Origin of the sequence: Blautia sp. Sow4_E7 (assembly GCF_052116245.1) — a bacterium.
Taxonomy (GTDB): domain Bacteria; phylum Bacillota; class Clostridia; order Lachnospirales; family Lachnospiraceae; genus Blautia_A.
On record NZ_JBQKLL010000030.1, the window covers coordinates 11,761 to 35,159 of the forward strand.

Below are 23,399 nucleotides of genomic sequence, written 5' to 3' on the forward strand. Positions count from 1 at the left end.
GCGGATTTTCCCACCTGCTTTATTATACGTTGTTTTTTTGCTTTTGTGAATGATGATATTTATTGAAGAGAAAGTAAATAGTGTTTGGGTTACTGCTCATTGAGGTATCGCGAAGCGTGTCGCTGGCTGAAAAGTGAACAATAACGCTTGGGGTGTTTTATTACGGCAGATACGTGATCGGGTCGATCGGCTCGCCGTCTTTTTTCATGGCAAAGTACAGGTTGCTGCCTTCTTCGCTGTAGTATTTGGTTGGAGCGGCAACGTAGCCGATGATGGAGCCTTTGGTGACGGTGTCGCCTTCGGCAACGTCAAGGTCAGTAAGCTGGCCGTAGATTGCCTGGTAGCCGTTTCCAAGCTCCATGGTGACAGTAGTACCGGTTTCGGCGTCATTTTCGATAGAATATACGGTTCCGTTTACTGCGGAAACTACAGGTGCACCTTCCACAGCCTGTACGGAAATCGCCGGGCTCAGTTTATACTGATCCAGGGTTGGGAAGTAAACGCTCTGGTCCATGCTGTAATCAATGAGAACATGTCCATTTACCGGCCACTCCATTAATGTATCCTCGGAAAAGTTGACTTCCGGTCCTTTGTGCAGGGAAACCTGGGCGTTTACGCTGGTGCTTTCTCCGATATCAGAGGAGTTTAAGGCTGCGTCTGTGTCGTTTAAAGTGGAAGCATCTGCAGCGTTGGCACTGGTAAGTCCATCTGCTGCATCACTGATCAGGGATTCGCTGTCCAGAAGTCCGGTATCGGAAGCTCCATTCATATCTGCTTCTACCAGATTGGTTCCAGTTTCTGTGAGTGTGTCAGCGCCCTCAGAAAGAGCGTCACCAGCGCCTGCGGTGTCATTTTCTTTGGTGCTTTCCAATGGAAGCACTTCCTGAATATGTTCTGATTTGTTGGCAACCTGGTAGGCGGTGACTCCAAGAACTGCCATAACTGCAAGGAGCGCGCCGTTGAAAATAAATTTTGCTGTTCTGTTTTTCCTCATATTCTTTTCACCTCTACATACATTCTGTTCACAGCTGTTGTATTGTCTGTATTTATAGGGTGTCCAGAAAATGGGGAGTTATTCATTATTTGTTGAAAATGAGAAAATTTAAATAGGTGGCGCTTAGATACGCGACATGTTATAATAAACGAAAATGTGTGTGCGGCAAAAATCGCGTACAATAAATGAGAATGTATTAAGAAATAATTTACAGGGGGTAACTTGTGGTGAAGATTACAGAGGAGCTTTTGCAGAAAGCTGATCTGATTCCGAATTTTTCAGATGGAGTCATTATGCCGGATGGGGATTATATACTGATTGAGGCAAAAGGCCATCTTCAGATCATGATGGAGCTTTTGCCGTATCCGGAGAAGGAGATTTGGAAAATGATTCCGGAGAATGATTCGGCGCTGTTCTGGATGATCGAGAAGACAGGGTGCGTGCTTACGGATTACAATTCTACTGTTGGCATGGCGATGACGCCAGAGCAGAAGGCGGTTTTTGACGCGCTGGTAAAGCATGGGATTGTGGCGGCAGAGTATTTTGATATTACGAAGCAGAGGCAGAAGATGCGGGAGCAGGGTAAGTAGGAAAAATGAAGCCGGGTAGCTTCAGTGATAGAGAATTAAATATTAAAACTGCTGTACCATTTAAAGGACTTTAAAGAGAAAACTTAAATGGCTACAGCAGTTTTGTTTTATTTACTGCTCCATCTGGCGTCCAAGGAACCCGGCGGCAGTCTGAGCCAGAAGCTTTTCACTGGCGCCGAGAATGTCCCTGTCATTTTTTCCCATGAGGATGACGCTGCCGATGGCATCACCTGCGGCGATAATGGGCTGGATGACCTGGGATGCGGCAGGGGCGGGCTGTTCGTCTACTACAGGGACTTTGCCGCGGTCTTTGGCGCCAAGACATTTGGATTCCCGGTCATTGATGACGCCTTCCAGCTGGCTGCTGATCATTTTTCCAATAAATTCCTTGCTTCCTGGACCGGCAGCAGCTACTACCTGGTCGTGGTCGGTGATACAGGAAAGCATGCCGGTGGACTGGGAGAGGGATTCGGCGTATTCTTTTGCAAAAAGGCTGAGCTCTCCGATTGGGGAGTATTTTTTCAGGATGATCTCGCCTTCACGGTCGGTGAAGATTTCAAGTGGGGTGCCTTCTTTGATTCGCAGGGTCCGGCGGATTTCCTTTGGAATGACCACCCGGCCCAGATCGTCTATTCTTCTTACGATTCCTGTCGCTTTCATTTATCTGTTCCTCCTGTACTTTTCGTAGGTTTCCATATTTTGTAGTGTATGGATAGTATGTGAAAATATGGGGAAATTATGTGCGAGAAATGAGGCAAATTTTGTGATTGAGGTAATAAGAACTTGTCGTAGTATAAATAGTAGGGTTTCTAATTTTATATGTAAAAATTGCAAATTGCAGTATATGCAAAATGCAATTAAAAAATGCAAGGTTTTAGAAGTCATTTACCTGCAATCTTTCTTGAAAATCCAGATATTCTTCCAGTGTCTGCCCTGTGAGCTTCAGATATCCAGCCAGTTCCCGGGTGACATAGCGGATGTGCCAGGGCTCGTAGGGGACGCCGGTGATGGATTCTTTGTTCTGGGGATAGCGGAGGATGAAGCCGTAGAGGGAGGCATTGCGAGCAAGCCATTTTCCCTCGGGAGTGTGGGCGAATTCCGGGATGAGCTGCATGCGGATGGCGGGGCAGGAAAGGTCCAGGGCAAGGCCGCTCTGGTGTTCGCTGGTGCCGGGAGCAGCCACATAGGGACTGCCGGTGTAGAGCTCCTGCTGGCGTTTGTAGGAGCGGTAGCCGGAAATTCCGTAGAGACACAGCCCTTCCTGGCAGGCAGCATTTACCAGGCGAAGTGCTGACTGGGCGGTCTTTTTTTCCAGAAGGCGCTTTGGATCGTCTGGGAGTGCGTCGAAGGGAATGCCGATGTCAACCAGGTTTTCAGGAATGTAGTCAGGTGGAAGCGGGTGAGATTTGTTAATTAGGCGAGTATAGTTGGTCTGCATAAAAAGTCCCCCTTTCTTACATCTTTTATATGTATGAAGGAAAGTGAAGGGATATAACTGAAATGGAAAAGAAAAAATTATACCTGTTATACCCTTGAAAACAAATGACAAAGGGGTATAATGGGTATAACTCGTTGCAGGAGGTGTTGAATATGGGACAAGATGAGTTAGTAAATAGAATAGAAGAAATTGAGCGAGAGATTGCTCTTTTACCTGAGGGCAGTATTACAAAGAAAAAGATAAAGGATAAAGAATATTTTTATCATAGAGTTACACGCAATGGTAAAAGAAGTGAAAAATATATAGGGTTTGAAGAAGTTCCTGAACTGAATGCAGGGATTGAAAAAAGAAAATACCTGGAAGATGAGCTAAAAAGCTGAAATTGCAGATAGGTCCGGAAAAGAATTTTGAAGAAGTTGATCAGCTTGATTTTAAGACAACAGTACGAGTAGGAAAGCGGCTAAAAGCGCAGATTGCTATTACGCGTAAGTATAAGAAAAGAGAGTGTATTAAGGAACTTAGAGACTACATTTTTGGTATTCCGCAAGATAAAGTGTTTATTATTTATGGACTTAGAAGAACTGGAAAGACAACAATGATCCGTCAGATCCTCACTGAATTATCGGAAGCAGAATTTAAGAAGGCTGCTTTTATCCAAGTGAAATCAAAGGATACTTTAGCAGACGTGGATGCAGATCTTCGGGTGTTGGAAGAGCAAGGATATAAGTATATATTTATTGATGAAGTGACTTTGATGGAAGATTTTATCGAGGGAGCAGCTCTCTTTTCTGACATTTATGCAAGCAGTGGAATGAAAATTGTTTTGTCTGGAACAGATTCTCTTGGTTTTGCATTTTCAAAAGAAGAGCAGCTATACGACAGATGTATACTGCTTCATACCACATTCATTCCATATCGGGAATTTGAAGAAGTACTTGGAATACAGGGGATAGATGAATATATTCGTTATGGAGGGACAATGAGTCTTGGGGGCGTTAACTATAATACAGATGCCACATTTGCTAATTCCAGGAACGCAGAAGAGTATATTGATACTGCGATTGCAAAGAATATCCAACATTCTCTTAAGATGTATGAGTATGGCGGTCATTTTCGCCAGCTTTTAGATTTGTATGAGAAAGGGGAATTAACGAATGTAATTAATCGTGTGGTTGAAAATATTAACCATAGGTTTACACGTAAAGTTGTTGAAAGTACTTTTGAATCCCATGATATTTCTGTTACGGCTAAGAATCTGCTGAAAGACAGAGAGAAGCCAATTAATATTAAAGAGCATATGGATGTAGATGCTGTAACTTTGGGAATTATGCAGATGCTTGATCTGGTAATGGATATTGATTTGGAATATTTGCCGGACGTTAATAAACACGATAAGATAACCGTTATCACACAGCCTGGAATGAGATATGCCCAGGCTGGTGCTGTTGTAGAGAATATGCTTCTTGATGCTAAGTTCCAGGAATTGTCTGCCGAGGAGCGAAAGCGGATTTTGGAAAGATTACTTGGGGAAATCCGGGGAAGGATGATGGAGGAAATAATCCTGCTTGAAACAAAGATTGCAAAGCCGGATAAAAAAGTCTTTAAGCTTCAGTTTGCAGTTGGAGAATTTGATATGGTTGTTTATGACCAGAAAGCACTTACCTGTGAAATCTATGAAGTAAAATATAGCAAAGAACAGGTTCCAGCACAGTATCGTCATCTCAAAAATGAGGAGAAGTGTGCAATGACGACTCATAGATATGGAAAGATAACTGGAAAATATGTGATTTATAGAGGGAAAAGTACAGAATTAGATGGCATTCGATATTGGAATGTAGAAGAATATTTAAAATCTCTTTAAGAAGACTAAAAAATAAGTTCTTTTGGAACATCAAGGATCAAACTGAGAATTGTACTCAGCCCTTTTACGTAAAGGAGGGATTCAATGAAAAAGGTTTCATTGAATCCCGCTTTCAAAAATTGAAAAAAATTTATTTTTTGAAACGAAGCTTTTTATTCCTGCCCGCCCCAGAAATCTACGGGTTCGTAGTCCTGTAATTTCGCAAGGAAGCCTTTTTGGTGGAGTTCTTCCTGGATGGCGTCCAGGATTTCTTCGCTTTCGGCGTCGATGGTGTGGTAGTGGTAGCCGGAGGTTACGTTCTTCAGCAGGCTGGATTTGCCGGTGCTGATCTCTTCCATGTAGGCGCGGATGTCACGGCGGGATTTGATTCCCATGTCGGCTTTCAGGACACCGTAAACCTTGTGGTAGACGAATACGTCTCGAATCTGGCCGCCGGCGTCTACAATGGTGCTCAATTCCTCTTCTACCTGGTCATCTGTGTGATAAACCTTGAAAACCCTGGAATATTTATTGTCTTCCTGGAGTAGATAGCCTTTGTTGGTGGAAAAAATGGTGGCTCCGTTGGCACGCAGGAGAGAAATATCCTGGACAATAATCTGACGGCTGACGTCTAATTCCTTAGATAAAGTACCGCCGGAAACGGGACTATTGCTGGAAGATAGGATATTCAAAAGCTGTTTTCTTCTTTCTTCACCTTTCATTTTTTCATCTCCTGTCTGCTTGTTTCTCGGTGAAAATTTACTCCACCGGATGAAGATTCTTCATTGATAAATCCATAATAGGAGCAGAATGGGTAAGTGCTCCGCTTGATACATAATTTACACCCAAACCGGTGAGTCTGGCAATGTTTTCTTTTGTCACATTTCCGGAAACCTCGATTTCGGCGCGGCCTGCGATGTAGTCGATGGACTCTTTCAGCTGTTCGGTGGTCATGTTATCCAGCATGATAATGTCTGCGCCAGCTTCTACAGCCTCTTTTACCATGTCAAGATTCTCAACTTCCACTTCGATTTTACGGACAAAAGGAGCATAGGCTTTTGCCATGGAGATGGCCTGTTTTACGCCGCCTGCGGCACCGATGTGGTTATCTTTCAGAAGAACGCCGTCGGAAAGGTTGTAGCGGTGATTGTTGCCGCCGCCAACGCGAACGGAATATTTCTCGAAAATACGGTTATTCGGGGTGGTTTTTCTGGTGTCCAGAAGTTTGATCCCGGTGCCTTCAAGAAGGGCTGCAACCTGGCTTGTGTAGGTAGCGATACCGCTCATTCTCTGGAGGTAATTGAGGGCGGTTCTTTCCCCGCAAAGGAGCACGCGGATGTCTCCGTAAATTTTTCCAACAAGCTGTTTGTTTTCTACGTGGTCCCCGTCTTTTACATAGAATTCAGCTCTTGTGGATGGATCCAGAAGTGTGAAAACACGTTCAAAAACCTGGAGTCCGCAGATGATTCCATCCTGTTTGCAGATAAGATCTACAACGCCTGGGGTGGGATTTGGCATTACGCTGTTGGTGGATACGTCTTCGCTTGTGATATCTTCTTTTAATGCGCTTAAAATGAACGGATCAACATTTAATCCGAGAGTTACCTGATCATACATACAAAAATTCCTTTCTGCCTTCTGGATTCTGGCCAAGGGTGATGGCCTGTGTGGCAAGGTGGTGATAAGTTTCTGCAAGAGCCTGTGCATCTTCGTATTGGCTAAAATCTGTGTGGGAAGCGAGGAAACCGGCAATTTCGTCTGTATTTGCCTGGACAGATGCCAAAGAAGCCAGATCGTGCTCTGTCATATCCTGTGCTGCCCGTCTTGCGAAGACAAGGCTTTCCAGTAAGGAGTTGCTTGCAAGGCGGTTTTTGCCGTGAACGCCGTTGCAGGCTGCTTCGCCTACGACATAAAGATTTTCCATGGAGGATCGGCTTTCATAATTAACCTTTACACCGCCCATGAAGTAATGCTGTGCCGGAACAACCGGAATACATTCTTTGAAAATATCATATCCCATTTCCTTGCAGTGTTCAATAATGTTTGGAAAATGCTGGCGCAGAGTCTCAGCAGGGATAGTGCGCAGATCTTCCCAGACGAAGTCTGTACCGTCTTTTGCCATCTGCTCGTGGATCTTTTCTGAAAGAAGGTCACGGGGCAGCAGTTCATTTACGAAACGGTTCATATTCTTATCGTATAGCTTGGCGCCTTCGCCGCGGACAGACTCGGAAATCAGGAAACTGCGGTCCTCAGGGTGTCTGGTATAGAATGTAGTTGGATGAATCTGTACGTAATCCGGGTTCCGTAGCTCAATATCATGCTTGCTGGCAATGGCAAGAGCATCGCCGGTAAGATGCCGGAAGTTTGTGGAATGCTTGTAAAGTCCACCTACTCCGCCACTTGCCATAACCGTGTAGGTGGCGGTGATAGTGTCAAGAGAACCGTCAGGGCGACGGATCACGGCACCATAGCAGTGATTGTCTTTTTCCAGAATATCAACCAGAGTGGTGTACTCCAGAAGCTCTACGTTGGACAGTTCCTGAACCTGCCGGAGCAGGGAACTGGTGATTTCTTTTCCTGTCACATCTTCATGGTAAATAATACGGTTAGTAGAGTGGGCACCTTCCTTGGTGTAAGCAAGACTGCCATCTTCGTTACGCTGGAAGCGAGCACCGTAGGAGACCAGATCATTTACGACCTCAGGTGAAGTCTTAATCATGATTTCTACAGATTTTTCGTCGTTTTCGTAATGACCGGCCTTCATGGTGTCTTCGAAAAAGCTTTCGTAGTCAGACTGCTCTTTCAGCATACACATGCCGCCCTGGGCAAGATAAGAGTCATTGCTGATAAGGTCTGATTTGGTTATAATAGTGATTTTTTTATCGCGAGGGAGCTTAAGCGCACAATAAAGACCAGAGCAGCCGCTTCCTGCGATCAGGATATCTGTTTTCATAATTGTAAGTCCTTTTACTTTGAGTCAGGTTGGCGTTCACAGAGAATAGTCTAGAAATTCTCATGTGAATGGTTGCATAAATATGTTCGGTTAGTTGTCTGGCCGAGCAATATGCCTTGTAGTATAACACCAAACTTTACAATTGACAAGATAGCTGTAAACTTTTTTCTTGACAGTGAGGATGACAGGGCATATAATCCTAAGAAAATGTCTGAAAAGAGTGGAGCCATTAGAGCGTGTTTGAAAAATCATTCCCGCAATCTGCACGCCCCACTTTGTGGGAGATTTCACCCGAATTCGGTTGCCGTAGCCCGCTACGGCGCCCTCATTCGAGCGAAATCTACCACAAATTGTGACGCGCATCTTGCAGAAAGCCTTTTTCAAACACGCTCTAGCAGTGAATGAGGGTTCCGTAATAAGTGAAAAAACAGGAGTGAATAACGATTATGATGACAACAAGACAGCTGCAGGATGAAATTCTGCGTTTAAAGAAGGAAAAAGATATTTGCATTCTGGCTCATGCATACCAGAACCATGAGATTCTGGAGGTAGCAGATTACACAGGAGATTCTTATGGATTAAGCCAGCAGGCTGCCAAGGCTCCGCAGAAGAACGTGCTGATGTGTGGTGTGAGATTTATGGCAGAAACAGTGAAGATCCTTTCTCCGGAGAAAACGGTTTACCTTTCCAACAGTGGTGCAGGATGTCCAATGGCAGAGCAGCTGGATGTGGAGATGCTTACGGCACTGAAAGAGTCCAATCCGGACTATACCGTTGTGGCTTACATCAACACTACTTCTGAACTGAAAACCATCTGTGATGTGTGCGTAACTTCTTCCTCTGCTGTGAAGATCGTGAAGAATATCGACAATGACAAGATCCTGTTTATCCCGGACTGTAATCTTGGTGCATGGGTTGAAAAACAAGTGCCAGAGAAGACATTTAAGTTTGTTCATGGTGGATGCCCTACTCATCTTAGAATGTCCGTGAGAGATGTGAAAAAAGCCAGAGCCGCTCATCCGGAAGCGAAGTTACTGGTTCATCCGGAGTGTCTGCCAGAGGTTTCTGCAATGGCAGATTATATTGGAAGTACTACCGGAATTATGAAATATGCCAAGGAAAGCGATGCTAAAGAATTTATTATCGGCACCGAGAACAGCATCGTTCAGCATCTCCAGTACGAGTGCCCGGACAAGAAATTTTATCCGCTGTCAAAGGACTGCGTATGCCACAATATGAAGCTGACAACCTTGATGGATGTCTATAATTGCGTCTGCGGTCAGGGCGGAGAAGAGATCAAGCTGGATGAGAATGTGAGAGTGAAGGCGAAGGCTTGTATTGATACGATGTTGACGCTGGGGGAATAGAAAATTTATCCTTTGAGATAAGCAGAAATTAGAGACGATTACTAATTGTAAAAAAAAGAATACAACTGATATAATTATATTTGGGTGCTACCATAACGGTAGGCGGTTAGTCCTTCGGCAGAGGGACTGTGACCCTCTGATTACATAGAAACCCGGAAGGGAATCAAACGGAAAGGAGGGCTAAGCCAATGAGTATTTTGGACTTTATTGCAGTAATGAGTTTTGGCATTACTTGCTTTTGTGCCGGATACACATTCGGCAAGGATACTAATAAGCCACAAAAATAGCCGCCCCGGTCCGACAAACTGAGCGACTATTTTGTGTATACATAAAATCGGACTAACCGTCTATCAGTAGCACCTTTTTTATACTAATTATATTATCATGCTTTAAATGGAATGTCAAAATGATTTTATAAGAGGTTTCTTTTTATGGTGCTTCAAAGTTATTGTTTACTGGTAACATTCAGCGAGGTGTTTTTTGTGAATACAAGTTCACAGAAATCCAGAAAATTATTATAAATTTTTTCACAGAATGTAAAAAATGATGGTATAATGGAAAGATAATTGTTCAGTGACATATAATTAGTGTCAGATGTTTTCAGAAAACATTGTGTAAAATGCCAATAGTTATGAAATATGTTTATTGGAGAAATTGAAATGGAAGAATTAAAAAAGAAAAAAGATAAAAAACTTCTAAGACAGTATTTGGTTACTTATATTATTGTTTTAATTATTCCGCTTATTATATGCAGTAGCTATTATATCCGTGTTCTTTCGGTAATTACTGCTGATGACATGCAGGCGAAACAGGAAGAGCTACATCACAGTGCTGTAAGAATTAATACGCTTATGGACGAAGTCCGTTCACTAGCCGAATCACTGGCAGGGCAAACGGATGTAAATCTTTTCAGGTTTCAGAAAAATGTAGTAGAGTACCCGAATACATATGAGGTAATTGATCTGCAGAAGAAATTACTGAATGTAAAAAATATCAATAGATCAGTGTTTGCATATTATATATTTTTTGACAAAAGCCAGTTGGTTGTAAATGATGAAATAGTATATGATTATAAAGACTTTTATAATCTTCATTTAAGAAGGGAAAAAGATACATCTTACGAAGATTGGCAAAATTTTTTATCAGAAGACAGTATGAAACGGGGAATACATTCTGAGGAAACTTACCTGTATTTGGGAGAGAAGAAGAGAGAACTTTTATGTTATTCAAAGGCACTGCCTTTGAATGGTGATGACAGCAGCAACGGTGTGGTAAGAATTTTCCTGAAAAAAGGAATTTTGAACGAATTAATGCCAGTAATGGGTACAGATGGAATTCAATACATATTAGATTCTTCTGGAAACATTTTATATTGCAATAATACAGATGACATACTTTCTGGAGATCTGCAGAAGATTATCGAAAACGACAAGGACGAGGATGGAAAAGATGCTGATAAGGTAATTCATTCTGTAAAAGTTGGCGGGACTGATTATATGCTTCTGAGAGAAAACTCTTCTGAAGATTATACCTATGTGATGCTTCTACCCAAGAATCAGTTGTATCAAAGAAGACTTACGAGTATTTTAATGGTTAGTGTATGTATATTGCTGGCTGGAGTTGTCGGGATATTGTTAAGTTTTCACATGTCAGCGCGGACTGCCACTCCACTGAACGAGCTGCTTCAGCAGACATCCAGAGTCATTGAGCAGAAGGAAGGGCATCAAAATGCATTCGAGCGTCTTTCAGATACATTCCGTTATCTTACAGGAGTTAACAAGGAGATAACGGATCAGCTGGAGGAACAGAAAGTTTATATTCGAAATGCTTTTGTATACAAAATATTATTTGAAAATGTTATTTCAGAGAAGGAAACGGGAAGAACAGCAGAGTACATGGGGATTTATCAGCAGGGAAGAAAATTTTGTGTGCTGGTTTTTAAAATGCTTTTATCAGAAGAAATAGAGACGGAGCAGCTGGCATTGCTGAATACATGCCTTTTATCACTTATGGAAATGCTGGAAAGGGAACTTCCGAGAAGTCTTTATGCGAATACTGGTGAGAATCAGGTAAGTCTGATTATGAATATGGAAGCTCAGGACGAAAATGCGCTGAGAAAGCAGATGGAAAAAGTTGTGGAGAACGTCAAAAGGGGGTTGCCTGGAAATATTGCGGAAAGAATATTTATCTATGGTGGTATGATCGTGGATTCTCTTGGAGAGGTACACGAATCTTATCAGACAGCTACTATTGCTTTTCAGAATGAACTGAGAGAGGTGGAAAGTTCCATAATCTGGTATCATGCTTCTGAAGGTCAGATGCCGATATTCCCGTCGTCAGAAATGGCAGCCCGTTTGACAAAAGTGATGACTGCTGGAGATGAACAGGGGCTTCATGATACGCTGAAACTGGTTATGACCAAATATATTATGGATAATCGCATTTCGCCATATTTGCAGCAGTTAATTGTAACTGAACTTCAGGGTATTTTATTGCGGATAATTGGAAACCTTGGCCTAGAGACAGCGGATTATTATAAATATTATGAGCTGATGGAGAAGAATCAGCATATTCCGGTGCTTGCACAGATAACAAATACACTGAATCTGTATCAAGATATCTGCTCTGCTATTAATGAAAGAAAGAAGAGCGAGAATTGTCAGGATTTGATGCCTGCAATAGTAGGATATATTGATGCTAATTATGGAGATGGTGAGTTATCACTTGCTAAGGTTGCAGGCGTATTTAATATTAGTGAGCCTTATCTGTCTTCTATGTTCAAGCAGTCTATGGGAATTAATTTTTCCAGCTATGTGGGAAGCGTAAGGATTGATAAAGCGAAGGAAATGCTGAAACAAACCAATATGTCAGTGGGGGATATTGCACTGGCAACAGGATATTATTCTGCAAATTCTTTTTGCAGGGCATTCAAAAGAATGACTGGTCTTAGCACCACAGAATACCGAAAAAGCTGATAAATACGGCAATGTGAAGAATTGAATACTGCTAAAAAGCAACGGAATATATACTTTTTTCTGAAAGTGTGGAATGATAAGGGCACGGAAGAAAACTTCTGAAAAAGCAAAAGGGAGTGCCTGATATGAAAAAGAATGATAAGCACCTGGGAAAGTATATGGTCGCACATTGGCAGTTATATGTTATGATCGCATTGCCGCTTATACTTTTAATTATTTTTTCTTATGTACCAATGTATGGTATCTTACTTGCCTTTAAAGATTATAAGGTAACGTTGGGAATCTGGAACAGCCCATGGACATCCAATCATGGACTGAATAACTTTATTAGATTCTTTAACAATTATAATTTTAAGGAATGTCTGAGAAATACCATTGTAATTTCATTGTATTCAATGGTAGTATCTATGCCTTGTTCTATTATTCTTGCATTGTCTTTGAACTACGCAAAGAATGTGAAGTTCAAAAAGACAGTGCAGATGATTAGTTATTGCCCGTATTTTATTTCAACAATTGTATTTGTAGGAATTATCAACCTGATGTTAGATAATCGAGTGGGTGTAATTGGAAAGTTTTTATTTGAACATCTGGGAATCAATGTTCTTGGAAAAGCTTCTCTTTTTCCATCTTTATATGTATGGACTGGAGTATGGCAGGGAATTGGATTTGGAGCGATTATTTATATTGCAGCGTTGTCTGGTGTAGATATGCAGCAGCATGAAGCAGCAATCATTGACGGAGCAACTCTCCTGCAGCGAATCTGGTATGTGGATCTGCCTGCAATTATGCCAACAGCTGTGATTATGATGATTCTCAATATGGGAAGCGTTCTGAATGTTGGATATGAAAAAATTCTTGCAATGCAGAACCAGAATAATATTGCAATGTCTGAAGTAATAAGTACATATTCATATAAGGTGTCGCTGGTATCTACGTTCCCCGATTATTCCTACGCTACGGCAATTGGATTGTTCCAGTCACTTGTGGGACTTTTGCTAATTATTATTACAAATAAGGTAGCAGACAAGCTCACTGGAAACGGATTTTTATAAAGTGTCCAGGTAAGGAGGAGAGGGAAATGAAGAAAAAAGTTTCACAGGATAAGGTTGTATATACGGTCAATTACATAATGCTTACACTGCTTCTTCTGATCGTGTTATACCCAATCATTTATATTATCAGTTGTTCATTTAGTTCAGGAAATGCGCTGATGGCTGGAAAAGTCAGATTATTGCCAGTAGAGTTCACACTTGACAGTTATAAGGCGGTATTTAAATATCAGTCTATCTGGAGCGGTTATTTAAACTCTATTATTTATACAGTAGCAGGAACTGTGCTTAGTGTAGTACTTACATTACTTGCAGCATATCCATTGTCTAGAGAGGATTTCAGAGGAAGAAAATGGTTCATGAGACTGATCTTGTTCACGATGATGTTTTCAGGGGGACTGATTCCAAGTTATCTATTGGTAAAAAATATGGGACTTCTTAACAGTATCTGGGCAATTATTTTACCAGGAGCAGTTAGTGCCTATAATATTATTGTTGCCAGAACCTATTTCAGCCAGAATATTCCAAAAGAGCTTTTAGAAGCAGCGGAAATGGATGGATGTTCTGATTTCAGATTCTTTTCCCAGATTGTTGTGCCATTGTCAGCCCCCATTATCGCGGTACTTAGCCTGTGGGTTGCAGTTTCACTGTGGAATTCCTATTTTGGTCCGATGATTTATATGAACTCTGAGGAAAAATATCCATTACAGCTTATTCTTCGAAAAATATTGCTGATGTCTCAGGTAAACTTTAGTTCATCAAATGTAGATCCGGCGACAATAGCGAAGAATCAGTATTTAAGTGAAATGTTAAAATATGGAACGATTATTATCAGTACGATTCCATTAATGGTGATTTATCCATTTGTACAGAAATATTTTGTAAAAGGTGTTATGGTTGGTTCTGTAAAGGGATGATTTATACAGGATAAGAAACGGGGAGGCTGCAGATTCCCTGTGAATTATAAAAACAAAGAGGTGTATGTAAGGAGGATTTACATGAAAAGAAAAGTTGTGTTACAAAAAGTTTTAGCAACAGTTATGGCATTATCAATGGCTGCAGGAGTTTCCATCAGCAATGTACAGATGGTTAAAGCTGATGATTCAGATCCGTTTGCATTTGATTCCGTAAGCGATGTAACATTTCCATTGAAGGAAAAGCTGAATCTGACAGTATTTGTCAATGCACCGACTACTGGTGGCGGTACCTACCAGGACAACTATGTTACAGACTGGATTGAAGAGAAAACAAACATTCATCTGGATTATGTGTATGATGTAGATGGTGATGATGCAAAAACAAAACTGAACCTGGTAATGACAGATCCAGGCAGTCTTCCTGATATTTTCTTATCTACCGGTTGGAGTAAGGCCGAGGTCCAGTCATATGGACAGCAGGGATTACTGGTTCCTCTTGGAGACTATCTTGAAGATGCACCGAATTGGAATCATCTGAATGAGGTCAGCCCTACAAGAAAAGATGACATTACTATGAGTGATGGCAATATTTATACCTATGGTGATGACAATGAGTGCTTTCACTGCGTGTTCCAGAATCGTATGTGGATCTATATGCCATGGGTAGAGAAATACTGCGATGGAAAAGTTCCGGAAACAACAGATGAATTGTATGATTTCCTTTATAAAGTTAAGAATGAGGATCCTAATGGGAATGGTGAGGCCGATGAAATTCCTATGACTGGATTCATTGGCGGTTGGGCTACAGATCCTACTGTATGGCTGATTAACTCTTTTGTACAGTGCAATAACCCACTTAGCAACACAAATCCGACAGTTGGAGCAGGGCTTGTAGTAAATGATGGAAAAATCGAGTATTCTGTGATGAAGGATGAATATAAGGAAGCACTTCGATTTATTAACAAATTGTATAAAGATGGTCTTCTTGATAATCAGACATTTACACAGGATAATACTCAGTTTAACGCAGCATTAAACAGCGAAAATGGACATAAAGTTGCAATGTATGCGGCTGGCGGTCCAAATGCAGGTGGTACTGAATTCTGGGCAAATCAGGATGGTGAATGGCAGGATTGGGCTATTATGGAACCTGTAGCTGGTCCAGAGGGTGTAAGACTTGTGGCACGTAATATTCAGACATACTTTGGTTCCTGTATCGGAAGTGTATCTGCAAACTGTAAATATCCGGAAATTGCGGTAGCGTTATTTGATTTCCTGGCATCTCCGGAAGCAAGTAATGTACAGGCTTATGGTCCGGAGGGCGTTGGCTGGGACTGGACAACAGATGGAACTTCATTAGGTGGAGGAACTCCTGCCTACGAAACCCATAAGTATGATGCTGAAAAGTATGACTGGCTTGGAAACGGATTTGACAAAGAATATACCAAAACAGTATATGTGCCTGATGCATGTATCTGGTCAAGAGATACTGAGCAGAGAAACCAGGTAAAAGTAGATGACCCGGATCATGATACAGAGTATTATTTGCAGGAAGCTGCATCAGCATATGAAAAATACTCTCCTGAATTAGATTCACTTGTGCCAGATCTTGTATTTGAAGGAGCTGATGCACAGACAATTTCTGAGGGTACTCTTACAATTGGAGGTTATGTAAATCAGGCAACTGTTCAATTTATTACTGGTGAATTAGATGTAGATAAAGACTGGGATACTTATATTGAAAAACTGAATAATATGGGTGTAGAAAATTATCTTGCTACATGGCAGAGCTATTATGATGCTTATGAGAACAAATAAATGACAGAGAAAGCTTTATGACATGGTAACTAAAAGGACGGGCATTGTTAAGGACGGTGTCCGTCCTTGCTTTTTAAGAGGTGGGCATATGAAGAAAGGATTGGGAACGGGAATAAGATCAGGTTTATTAGGATTGGTAGCGATTTGTGCTTTGGGAGCAAACGCTTTTAGTGTAAAAGCAGAAGCTGAAAAGATAGATACGATAACCTTGCAGGTGTTTTATGAAAATGGATGCAGATCCTGCAATGTTCAGAAAGAATTGCAGGAAATAATCGACGAAAAAACAGGTGCTTATAAGGATGAAATTCCTTGTGAGGTCACTTTTTATAATATGTTTAAAACAGAAGAAAGAGAGCTGGGAGCCAAGGTTTTACAGGAAAATGAGATGGAAGAGGATGGATTAAATTATCCTGTAATTTTGGTGAACGGATATGTATTGGAAGGTGAGGAGGAAATAAATGAGCTTCTTCCAGCAGCTTATCAGGCTGTGGGGGAGGCGGAAGCAGTATATTTTTACAGAGAAGACTGCGACGAGTGCAATCGGGTAAAACTTTTTATGGAGAGCCTTCCGGAAACAATAAACTGTAATGGAACTGAATCCGGTTTTCACATGATAAGCCTGAATTCCAGAGAAGGTGATAATGGAAAGCTGATTCGTAAAATGTTTGAGAAATATAATGTACCAGAAGAAGACCAGATGGTACCGTTTGTTTTTCTGGCAGATTCTTATCTGGCGGGAGAAGACGCAATCAGAGAGAAGCTGGAAACAGAATTGTCGGATGGAGCTGGATTAAATTTGAAGATTAAGTGAGGAAAATGCATGGAATTATATGCAGAAATAAAATTAATGGGAGATGGTTATGCCGGTGGTTTTACAAGTGGCATGAGCATGAGCAGGAGTGAAACTATAGAAGGATTTTCTATTTCTGAAAGTATAGAAGGAGAAACGGAGTCTGTAAAGATTTATAAAAATAATACGGGACTTATTCTAAAAGTACATAGGGAACTAGATGGAGAAGCAGAAAAAGTATGGAGTGAATTTGTGAATGGAAGTAACCAGGAAGTCACTATAGAAATGATCGCTTCTTTTGCTCTTAAAAATATTGAGGCGGATAAAATCCATCGGTTACAGTCCTTTTGGAGTGCCGAAGGAAAGCTACGGACAGAGACAATAGAAGATCTGCATCTTGAAAAATCCTGGAATGGCTGTGCTTCCAGAATTGAAAAATTTGGAAATGTGGGTTCTATGCCAGTGAGAAAATATTTTCCTTTTGTTGCATTGGAAGATAGTAAAACAGGGCACATAGTGGGAATTCAACTGGGAATGGCGTCCTCATGGCAGATTGAAATTTCCTGTAAAGAATCACAAAAATTTGAGGTAACAGGCGGAATTGCAGATAGAGACTTTGGACATTGGTATAAAAAGATTCCGTCAGGAGAGAGCTTTGTTACTCCAGCAGCTGTAATCGCGGAAGGAAATTCTATGTATGAGGTTTGTGACAAGCTGGTAAAAGTCCAACACCCTGAAATTTCGCCGGTAGATGACCATATGGGAATTATGTTTAATGAGTACTGCACAAGCTGGGGAAATCCGGATATAGAAAGCATCAGACAGATAAGTGATGTTTTAGAAGAAAAAGGAATACAGTATCTGGTTATTGATTCAGGATGGTACGGAATGCCTCAGGACTGGGCGCAAAGTGTAGGAAACTGGAAAGTAAATAAAGACAGATTCCCAGGAGGAATGAAGCAGGCAGCTGACATTATCCGTTCGAAAGGGATGGTTCCTGGGTTATGGTTTGAAATTGAGGTGGTAGGACCTCATAGTCCGTATTTTAATGAGACGGAGCATCTGTTGAAAAAAGATGGAATGCCGTTGACAGTTTCAGGAAGAAGATTCTGGGATATGGAGGATCCGTGGGTAATTGAACATCTTACAAAAGAAGTGATTGGAACCTTAAAAGAAGGCGGCTTTGGATATCTGAAGGTGGATTACAATGACACAATTGGAATGGGCTGTGACGGCGGTGACAGTCTGGGAGATGGCTTATATAAAAAAATAGCAGCCACTCAAAGCTTCTTTAGAAAAATAAAAGAAGAAATTCCGGAAATTGTAATAGAAAACTGTTCCAGTGGCGGCCACAGACTGGTTTCCTCCATGATGGAACTGGCAAGCCAGGCAAGCTTTTCTGATGCTCATGAAACAACAGCAATTCCATTGATTGCAGCGAATATGCATCGGGTTATACGGCCGGAACAAAGCCAGATATGGGCCGTGCTGCGAGCTGGTGACAGCCGGGAAAGAATTGTTTATTCCCTGGCAGCGACTTTTCTTGGAAGAATGTGCTTAAGCGGGGATATCCATGATTTGTCAGAGGAACAGTGGAAGCTCGTCAGTGAGGGAATTGAATTCTATAAAAAGGCTGCAGATATTATCAAAAATGGTTGTACGATTTTGCAGGAATATACAACAAATAGTTATAACAATCCTCAAGGCAGCCAGTTAGTATTACGGGAATGGAAGAACATGGGACTGGCTGTTTTTCACAGATTTGATAATTCTGAAGATATGGATCTGACCAGGCTGGAAAACAAAAATATTTTGGAACACTTTGGAAATGCTGAAAAAAATTTTACAGCAGAAGCATGGATTTATGAAAAGGAATAAAGGAAAAGATATGAGTAGAGAAAAAAAATTATGGAATGAAGGGTGGAAGTTCCTTCATGGAGATTGGTCAGAGGGAATGAATCCAGAGTTTGATGATAACAAATGGTATGATATCTGTATTCCCCACTCCTTTGGAATTCCCTATTTTATGGAAAGCGAGTTCTATGTAGGATATGGATGCTATAGGAAGCATTTTACCATGAAAAAAGAGTGGTTTGGAAAAAGAATCAGTCTGGAATTTCAAGGCGTTTTTCAGGAAATGGAACTGTATGTGAATGGAAAAAAGGCAGGAGAGCATAAAGGCGGCTATACAGCTTTTATAATAGACATAACAGATTTTATGCAGCCCGGTGATAATCTAATCTTTGTACGGGTTAATAACCTGTGGAATCCGCAAATTGCACCGAGGGCAGGAGAACATGTTTTTAACGGTGGTATTTACAGGGATGTTTCGGTTATTGTAACAGAACCAGTACATATTTCCTGGTATGGAATCTGGGTTACTACACCAGAAGTTTCCAGACAACGGGCCGTAATCGAAATACGCACAGAATTGGAAAAACAGCTTTCATATAACTGCAAAAATGCAGATGCAGAATATCAGCTGGTGTCAATAATCAGATTTCAGGGAAAAGAAATCAGCAGAATAGAAGAATGCTGTTCTATAGAAAATACAGAAAAGATACAAAAAACAGAGGTTTTGCAAAGAATACAGATAGAAAATCCCCATTTATGGAGCCCGGAAAATCCAGAATTATATGAAATGGAAAGTTTGCTTTATGAAAATAATCAGAAAATTGACCGATGTATAACGGAGTTTGGAATCAGGTGGTTTCATTTCTCCGCAAGGAAAGGCTTTTTTTTAAATGGAGAGCATTACAAGATACATGGTGCAAACGTTCATCAGGATCATGCAGGCTGGTCTGATGCTGTTCCAAGATCTGGAATTAAAAGAGATGTTCAGATGATAAAAGAGTGCGGAATGAATTTTATCCGTGGGTCTCATTATCCTCATCATACATATTTCGCAGAAGAATGTGACAGACAGGGAATTCTTTTCTGGTCAGAGAACTGCTTCTGGGGAACTGGAGGACCGAAAGAGGAAGGCTATTGGACAGCCAGTGCTTATCCAGTCCATGAGGAAGATGAGAATGCATTTGAGGAAAGTTGCAAAAATACATTGGCGGAAATGATACGTGCAAATAGAAATCACCCAAGTATTATTGTCTGGAGCATGTGTAATGAGCCTTTTTTTACGGATGCGGGAACAGAACAGAAGACCCGGGAATTGCTGAAACAGCTGGTTGATTTATCGCATAAACTGGATCCAACCAGACCGGCAGCAATTGGTGGTGCACAGAGAGGTGGTTTTGATGTGCTAGGAGATATTGCTGGATATAATGGTGATGGGGCTGCCATTTTCCATGATCCGGGATTTCCTAATTTTGTATCTGAATATGGAAGTACGGTATCTGACAGACCAGGAAAATTTGAATCACGATATACCGATGGGGTAGAGATTGATCATCCATGGCGTTCAGGAAAAGCAATATGGTGCGGATTTCATCATGGAAGTATTTTAGGTGATATGGGGCATATGGGAATGATTGATTATTACCGTCTTCCGCTGGATACCTGGTACTGGTACAGGAAAAAATTTAAGGGTATTCCGGCTCCGGCACATGCACTGTGTAAAAAGGCAGATCAGATTATTTTAAAAGCGGATCGAAATAAAGTAGCATGTGATGGAACAGAAGATATCTGGCTTTGTGTCAGCCTGACTGATAAGGAAGGCAAGAGGGTATGTGGTGAGGATACAGTAACTTTATCTGTTTTATATGGTGGAATTTATTTTCCAACAGGTTGGGAATATGTAATGTCTGAGGAAAATGGAAACCTGTCAGATGGTCTTGGAGCCATAGAACTTCATGCTTGTTTTCCGGGAAAAGCTTTGATTCAGGCAAAAAGTGAGTCTGGGATTGTGACTCAGCTGGAAGTAGAGGTATGGGACAACGAAGAAGCTCAACATGAGGGTGAGAAAGTCAGGAGAACAAGAGAAAACTGGAATCTTCTGTCTCCACCACCATATCTGACAGAAGCACCAAAACGAGAGAGGCTAAATCAGATAAGTATGTATAGACCAGTATTTTTCAGCAGTGAAAGAGTTGGGAATGAAGCACGAAATATAGTGGATGGAAGTGAGGGCACATTCTGGCATTGCGGAGATTCAGAAAAACCAATACAGCTGGGAGGAACAGAATATTCGCATTGGTTAATGCTGGATCTGGAAGGAACAAAAGAAATCAGGGAAATAAATTTTACTTTCGAAGATATGGTTTACACAGAGTTTGCAGTGGCGTTGTCCGAAGACAGAAAAAATTTAAAACAAATGTATATATCAGATAAGCGTCCGGCTTTGACACATTTGACGCTGAAAATGGAAGAACAAAGCAGGTATATTTGTCTTCTGTTAAGTGATAAAGAGCCTGGTGTAAGAAAAATAGATGTGTATGCATAATAAATCAGACCGTTTTACAAGGAGAAAAAGTATGGAACTGTGGTATGAGCAGCCAGCTAAAAACTGGGAAGAGGCATTACCGGTAGGAAACGGCAGACTGGGTGCAATGATTGCCGGCAGTCCAGATCAGGAGACTATCTGGCTGAATGAGGATAGTATTTGGAGTGGAAAACCTCTGAATAGAATTAATCCAGATGCAAAAAAGTATTTGCCATATATTCGGGAAATGATACGCCAAGGAAATATTGCAAATGCGGAATCTCTGTCCTTAAAGGCTCTGGCAGGAACACCTAATTCTGAGAGAGCTTACCAGTCTGCGGGAGAACTGTATATTAAATTTAAAAATGGTGGGGAATGGCATAATTACAGGAGAGCCTTGGATTTGAATAAAGGGATCAGTACAGTGCAGTATGTAGTTGATGGTACGAAATATAAAAGAGAAATGTTTGCTTCTTTTCCAGAACAGGTGATGGTGCTGCATATGAAAGCAGAAGGCAAAGGAACACTTGATTTCTGTTGTCATCTGGAAAGATGTCACAACAGGACAGACGAGGTATGGGCACAGGAAAATACAATTGGCTTTGTGGTCGATGGAGGAAAAGGAATCTCTTTTTCTGTACAGCTGGCCGTGTATACAGATGAAGGCGATGTATATCCAATCGGAGAGCATTTGCTGGTAGAAGGTGCGAAAGAAGCAGTTATTTATATTAATATTGAAACCAGTTTCCGTGAAAAAAAGTTTAAGGAAGTATGCCGTGAAAAAATCAGTCGGGCAGCAGAACAGGAATGGGAAAAATGCCGGGATACACATGTAAAAGATTTTATAGAAATATCAGAACGGATGCGACTTACGCTGGGAGCAGAAAACCAACAGAAAGCAGACCTGACTTCCACAGATAAGCGACTTGAAGCAATAAAAAACGGGGAAGAAGATCCTGCACTTTATGCCTTGTATTTTCAGTATGGCAGATATCTGCTTTTGTCATCAAGCAGAGGAAACAGTCTTCCAGCTAATCTCCAGGGAATCTGGAATAACAGTCTGACTCCTCCATGGGACAGCAAATTTACAATCAATATCAACACAGAAATGAATTACTGGCTTGCAGAAAGTGGAAATTTAAGTGAGTGCCATCTTCCATATTTTAATTTTTTGAAAAGGCTTTGTGAGAATGGGCGAAAAACAGCGTGGGAAATGTATGGATGCAAAGGCTCTGTGGCGCATCATAACTCAGATATCTATGCGGATACAGCACCCCAGGATTTTTATATTCCTGCCAGCTTTTGGGTTATGGGAGAAGCGTGGCTGGCAACGCACATCTGGGAACATTTTGAATATACAGGAGATAAGAAATTTCTGAAAGAACATTTTGAAATCCTCCAGGCTTGTGTGGAATTTTTTACAGATTTTATGATCCGAGCAGATGATCTGACACTTGTTACATCTCCCTCTGTGTCACCGGAAAATACCTATATTATGAAAGATGGCAGACAAGGCTGCATGTGCGAGGGAGCTGTTATGGATGTAGAAATCCTGATGGAGTTGTTGGAAGGGTATAAAAAAGCCTGTGAAGTATTAAGAAAACCAGAAAAATACAGGCAGCAGGCTGAAGAGATATTAAAGGCACTTCCACCCTTAAAAATTGGAAAATACGGACAGCTTCAGGAATGGCAGGAAGATTATGAGGAAGCAGAACCGGGGCATCGGCATATTTCCCACTTATATGGAGTTTATCCGGGACATTCTGTCAGCTGGAAGAAAACGCCTAAGCTTATGCAGGCAGCAGAGGTCACTTTAAAAAGAAGATTGGCAGCAGGAGGCGGGCATACCGGGTGGTCAAGGGCCTGGATCATTGGGCTGTGGGCACACTTTAGAAGCGGACAAAAGGTATACGAGAATTTACAGGCACTGCTTTCTGGTAGTACGTTTCCTAATCTTATGGACAATCATCCTATGTTGGACGGGTATGTTTTTCAGATTGATGGTAATTTAGGGGCTGCTGCTGCGATGATTGAAATGCTTGTACAGTGCGAGGATGACTGCATATGGCTTTTACCTGCACTGCCCGACGAATTTTCCGAAGGAAAGGCAGAGGGAGTCCGATTGAGGAATGGTCTGCTCCTGTCAATGGAGTGGAAAAATAGAAAAGTTACAAACTGGAAAATAAAAAAAGACAGAGGTTGTGATTTAAGAGATAAATTTATTGTTTATGTCAATGGAGAGCAAAAAGAAGTAATACCTGGAAAGTAAAAATACAAATGCAACGGGGAAAAA

19 protein-coding genes and 1 pseudogene are annotated in these 23,399 nt (G+C 41.3%); 13 read left to right on the plus strand and 7 right to left on the minus strand.

Annotated elements, in window-relative coordinates; all coding sequences use genetic code 11:
• Positions 1 to 160: 160 nt before the first annotated feature.
• Positions 161 to 994, minus strand: coding sequence for a peptidoglycan DD-metalloendopeptidase family protein (locus ACTQ50_RS14325; protein WP_441484752.1), 834 nt, complete (start codon positions 992 to 994; stop codon positions 161 to 163).
• A 224-nt stretch (positions 995 to 1,218) separates the two neighbouring features.
• Between ACTQ50_RS14325 and ACTQ50_RS14330 the strand changes: the two genes are divergently transcribed.
• The gene (locus tag ACTQ50_RS14330) at positions 1,219 to 1,584 is read left to right on the plus strand and encodes a hypothetical protein (RefSeq protein ID WP_441484753.1); all 366 of its coding nucleotides are present in this window, start codon (positions 1,219 to 1,221) and stop codon (positions 1,582 to 1,584) included.
• 111 nt (positions 1,585 to 1,695) lie between these two features.
• On the opposite strand, the gene spoVT is transcribed toward ACTQ50_RS14330, so the two are convergent.
• Both spoVT and ACTQ50_RS14340 read right to left on the minus strand, forming a co-directional pair.
• Positions 1,696 to 2,244 carry a stage V sporulation protein T gene (spoVT, locus tag ACTQ50_RS14335; protein ID WP_441484754.1) on the minus strand — a complete coding sequence of 183 codons (549 nt, stop codon included), beginning with the start codon at positions 2,242 to 2,244 and terminating at the stop codon, positions 1,696 to 1,698.
• Positions 2,245 to 2,458: 214 nt separating this feature from the next.
• Positions 2,459 to 3,022 carry a M15 family metallopeptidase gene (locus ACTQ50_RS14340; protein WP_441484755.1) on the minus strand — a complete coding sequence of 188 codons (564 nt, stop codon included), beginning with the start codon at positions 3,020 to 3,022 and terminating at the stop codon, positions 2,459 to 2,461.
• 152 nt (positions 3,023 to 3,174) lie between these two features.
• Between ACTQ50_RS14340 and ACTQ50_RS14345 the strand changes: the two genes are divergently transcribed.
• Both ACTQ50_RS14345 and ACTQ50_RS14350 read left to right on the plus strand, forming a co-directional pair.
• Positions 3,175 to 3,402: a hypothetical protein gene (locus ACTQ50_RS14345; protein ID WP_441484756.1), complete on the plus strand. Its 228-nt coding sequence runs from the start codon at positions 3,175 to 3,177 to the stop codon at positions 3,400 to 3,402.
• 2 nt (positions 3,403 to 3,404) lie between these two features.
• Positions 3,405 to 4,883, plus strand: a complete 1,479-nt coding sequence (locus ACTQ50_RS14350; protein ID WP_441484757.1) for an AAA family ATPase — start codon at positions 3,405 to 3,407, stop codon at positions 4,881 to 4,883.
• 152 nt (positions 4,884 to 5,035) lie between these two features.
• Here the strand turns inward: ACTQ50_RS14350 and ACTQ50_RS14355 are convergent, their stop codons facing one another.
• The 4 genes and pseudogenes from ACTQ50_RS14355 to ACTQ50_RS14370 form a co-directional block, all read right to left on the minus strand.
• A complete protein-coding gene (locus ACTQ50_RS14355; RefSeq protein ID WP_441484758.1) occupies positions 5,036 to 5,584 on the minus strand; it encodes a transcription repressor NadR in 549 nt (182 codons plus the stop codon).
• Between the two features lie 37 nt (positions 5,585 to 5,621).
• The gene (nadC, locus tag ACTQ50_RS14360; protein ID WP_441484759.1) at positions 5,622 to 6,479 is read right to left on the minus strand and encodes a carboxylating nicotinate-nucleotide diphosphorylase; all 858 of its coding nucleotides are present in this window, start codon (positions 6,477 to 6,479) and stop codon (positions 5,622 to 5,624) included.
• A complete protein-coding gene (locus ACTQ50_RS14365) occupies positions 6,472 to 7,815 on the minus strand; it encodes an L-aspartate oxidase (protein ID WP_441484760.1) in 1,344 nt (447 codons plus the stop codon). Before ACTQ50_RS14365 ends, nadC begins: the two co-directional genes overlap by 8 nt.
• Before the next feature lie 90 nt (positions 7,816 to 7,905).
• A pseudogene (locus tag ACTQ50_RS14370) lies at positions 7,906 to 8,139 on the minus strand (DUF6783 domain-containing protein); the annotation flags it as partial.
• Here ACTQ50_RS14370 and ACTQ50_RS14375 point away from each other — a divergent pair.
• The 10 genes from ACTQ50_RS14375 (at position 8,077) to ACTQ50_RS14420 (ending at position 23,375) form a co-directional block, all read left to right on the plus strand.
• A complete protein-coding gene (locus tag ACTQ50_RS14375) occupies positions 8,077 to 8,220 on the plus strand; it encodes a DUF6783 domain-containing protein (protein WP_334301671.1) in 144 nt (47 codons plus the stop codon). The pseudogene ACTQ50_RS14370 and the gene ACTQ50_RS14375 overlap by 63 nt on opposite strands.
• Positions 8,221 to 8,261: 41 nt before the next feature.
• Positions 8,262 to 9,182, plus strand: a complete 921-nt coding sequence (gene nadA, locus ACTQ50_RS14380; protein ID WP_441484761.1) for a quinolinate synthase NadA — start codon at positions 8,262 to 8,264, stop codon at positions 9,180 to 9,182.
• Positions 9,183 to 9,841: 659 nt separating this feature from the next.
• The gene (locus ACTQ50_RS14385; RefSeq protein WP_441484762.1) at positions 9,842 to 12,157 is read left to right on the plus strand and encodes a helix-turn-helix domain-containing protein; all 2,316 of its coding nucleotides are present in this window, start codon (positions 9,842 to 9,844) and stop codon (positions 12,155 to 12,157) included.
• A 125-nt stretch (positions 12,158 to 12,282) separates the two neighbouring features.
• The gene (locus tag ACTQ50_RS14390; protein WP_204454043.1) at positions 12,283 to 13,209 is read left to right on the plus strand and encodes an ABC transporter permease subunit; all 927 of its coding nucleotides are present in this window, start codon (positions 12,283 to 12,285) and stop codon (positions 13,207 to 13,209) included.
• Positions 13,210 to 13,235: 26 nt separating this feature from the next.
• Positions 13,236 to 14,123: a carbohydrate ABC transporter permease gene (locus tag ACTQ50_RS14395; RefSeq protein WP_441484763.1), complete on the plus strand. Its 888-nt coding sequence runs from the start codon at positions 13,236 to 13,238 to the stop codon at positions 14,121 to 14,123.
• 81 nt (positions 14,124 to 14,204) lie between these two features.
• Positions 14,205 to 15,941 carry a hypothetical protein gene (locus ACTQ50_RS14400; protein WP_441484764.1) on the plus strand — a complete coding sequence of 579 codons (1,737 nt, stop codon included), beginning with the start codon at positions 14,205 to 14,207 and terminating at the stop codon, positions 15,939 to 15,941.
• A gap of 88 nt (positions 15,942 to 16,029) precedes the next feature.
• Entirely contained in the window at positions 16,030 to 16,752 is a 723-nt protein-coding gene (locus tag ACTQ50_RS14405) for a hypothetical protein (RefSeq protein ID WP_441484765.1), read from the plus strand.
• Between the two features lie 9 nt (positions 16,753 to 16,761).
• Positions 16,762 to 18,609 (plus strand): glycoside hydrolase family 36 protein, encoded by a 1,848-nt coding sequence (locus ACTQ50_RS14410; RefSeq protein WP_441484766.1) that lies wholly within the window; start codon positions 16,762 to 16,764, stop codon positions 18,607 to 18,609.
• Positions 18,610 to 18,619: 10 nt separating this feature from the next.
• Positions 18,620 to 21,127, plus strand: a complete 2,508-nt coding sequence (locus ACTQ50_RS14415) for a glycoside hydrolase family 2 protein (protein WP_441484767.1) — start codon at positions 18,620 to 18,622, stop codon at positions 21,125 to 21,127.
• A gap of 31 nt (positions 21,128 to 21,158) precedes the next feature.
• Positions 21,159 to 23,375 carry a glycoside hydrolase family 95 protein gene (locus ACTQ50_RS14420; protein ID WP_441484768.1) on the plus strand — a complete coding sequence of 739 codons (2,217 nt, stop codon included), beginning with the start codon at positions 21,159 to 21,161 and terminating at the stop codon, positions 23,373 to 23,375.
• Positions 23,376 to 23,399 lie beyond the last annotated feature (24 nt).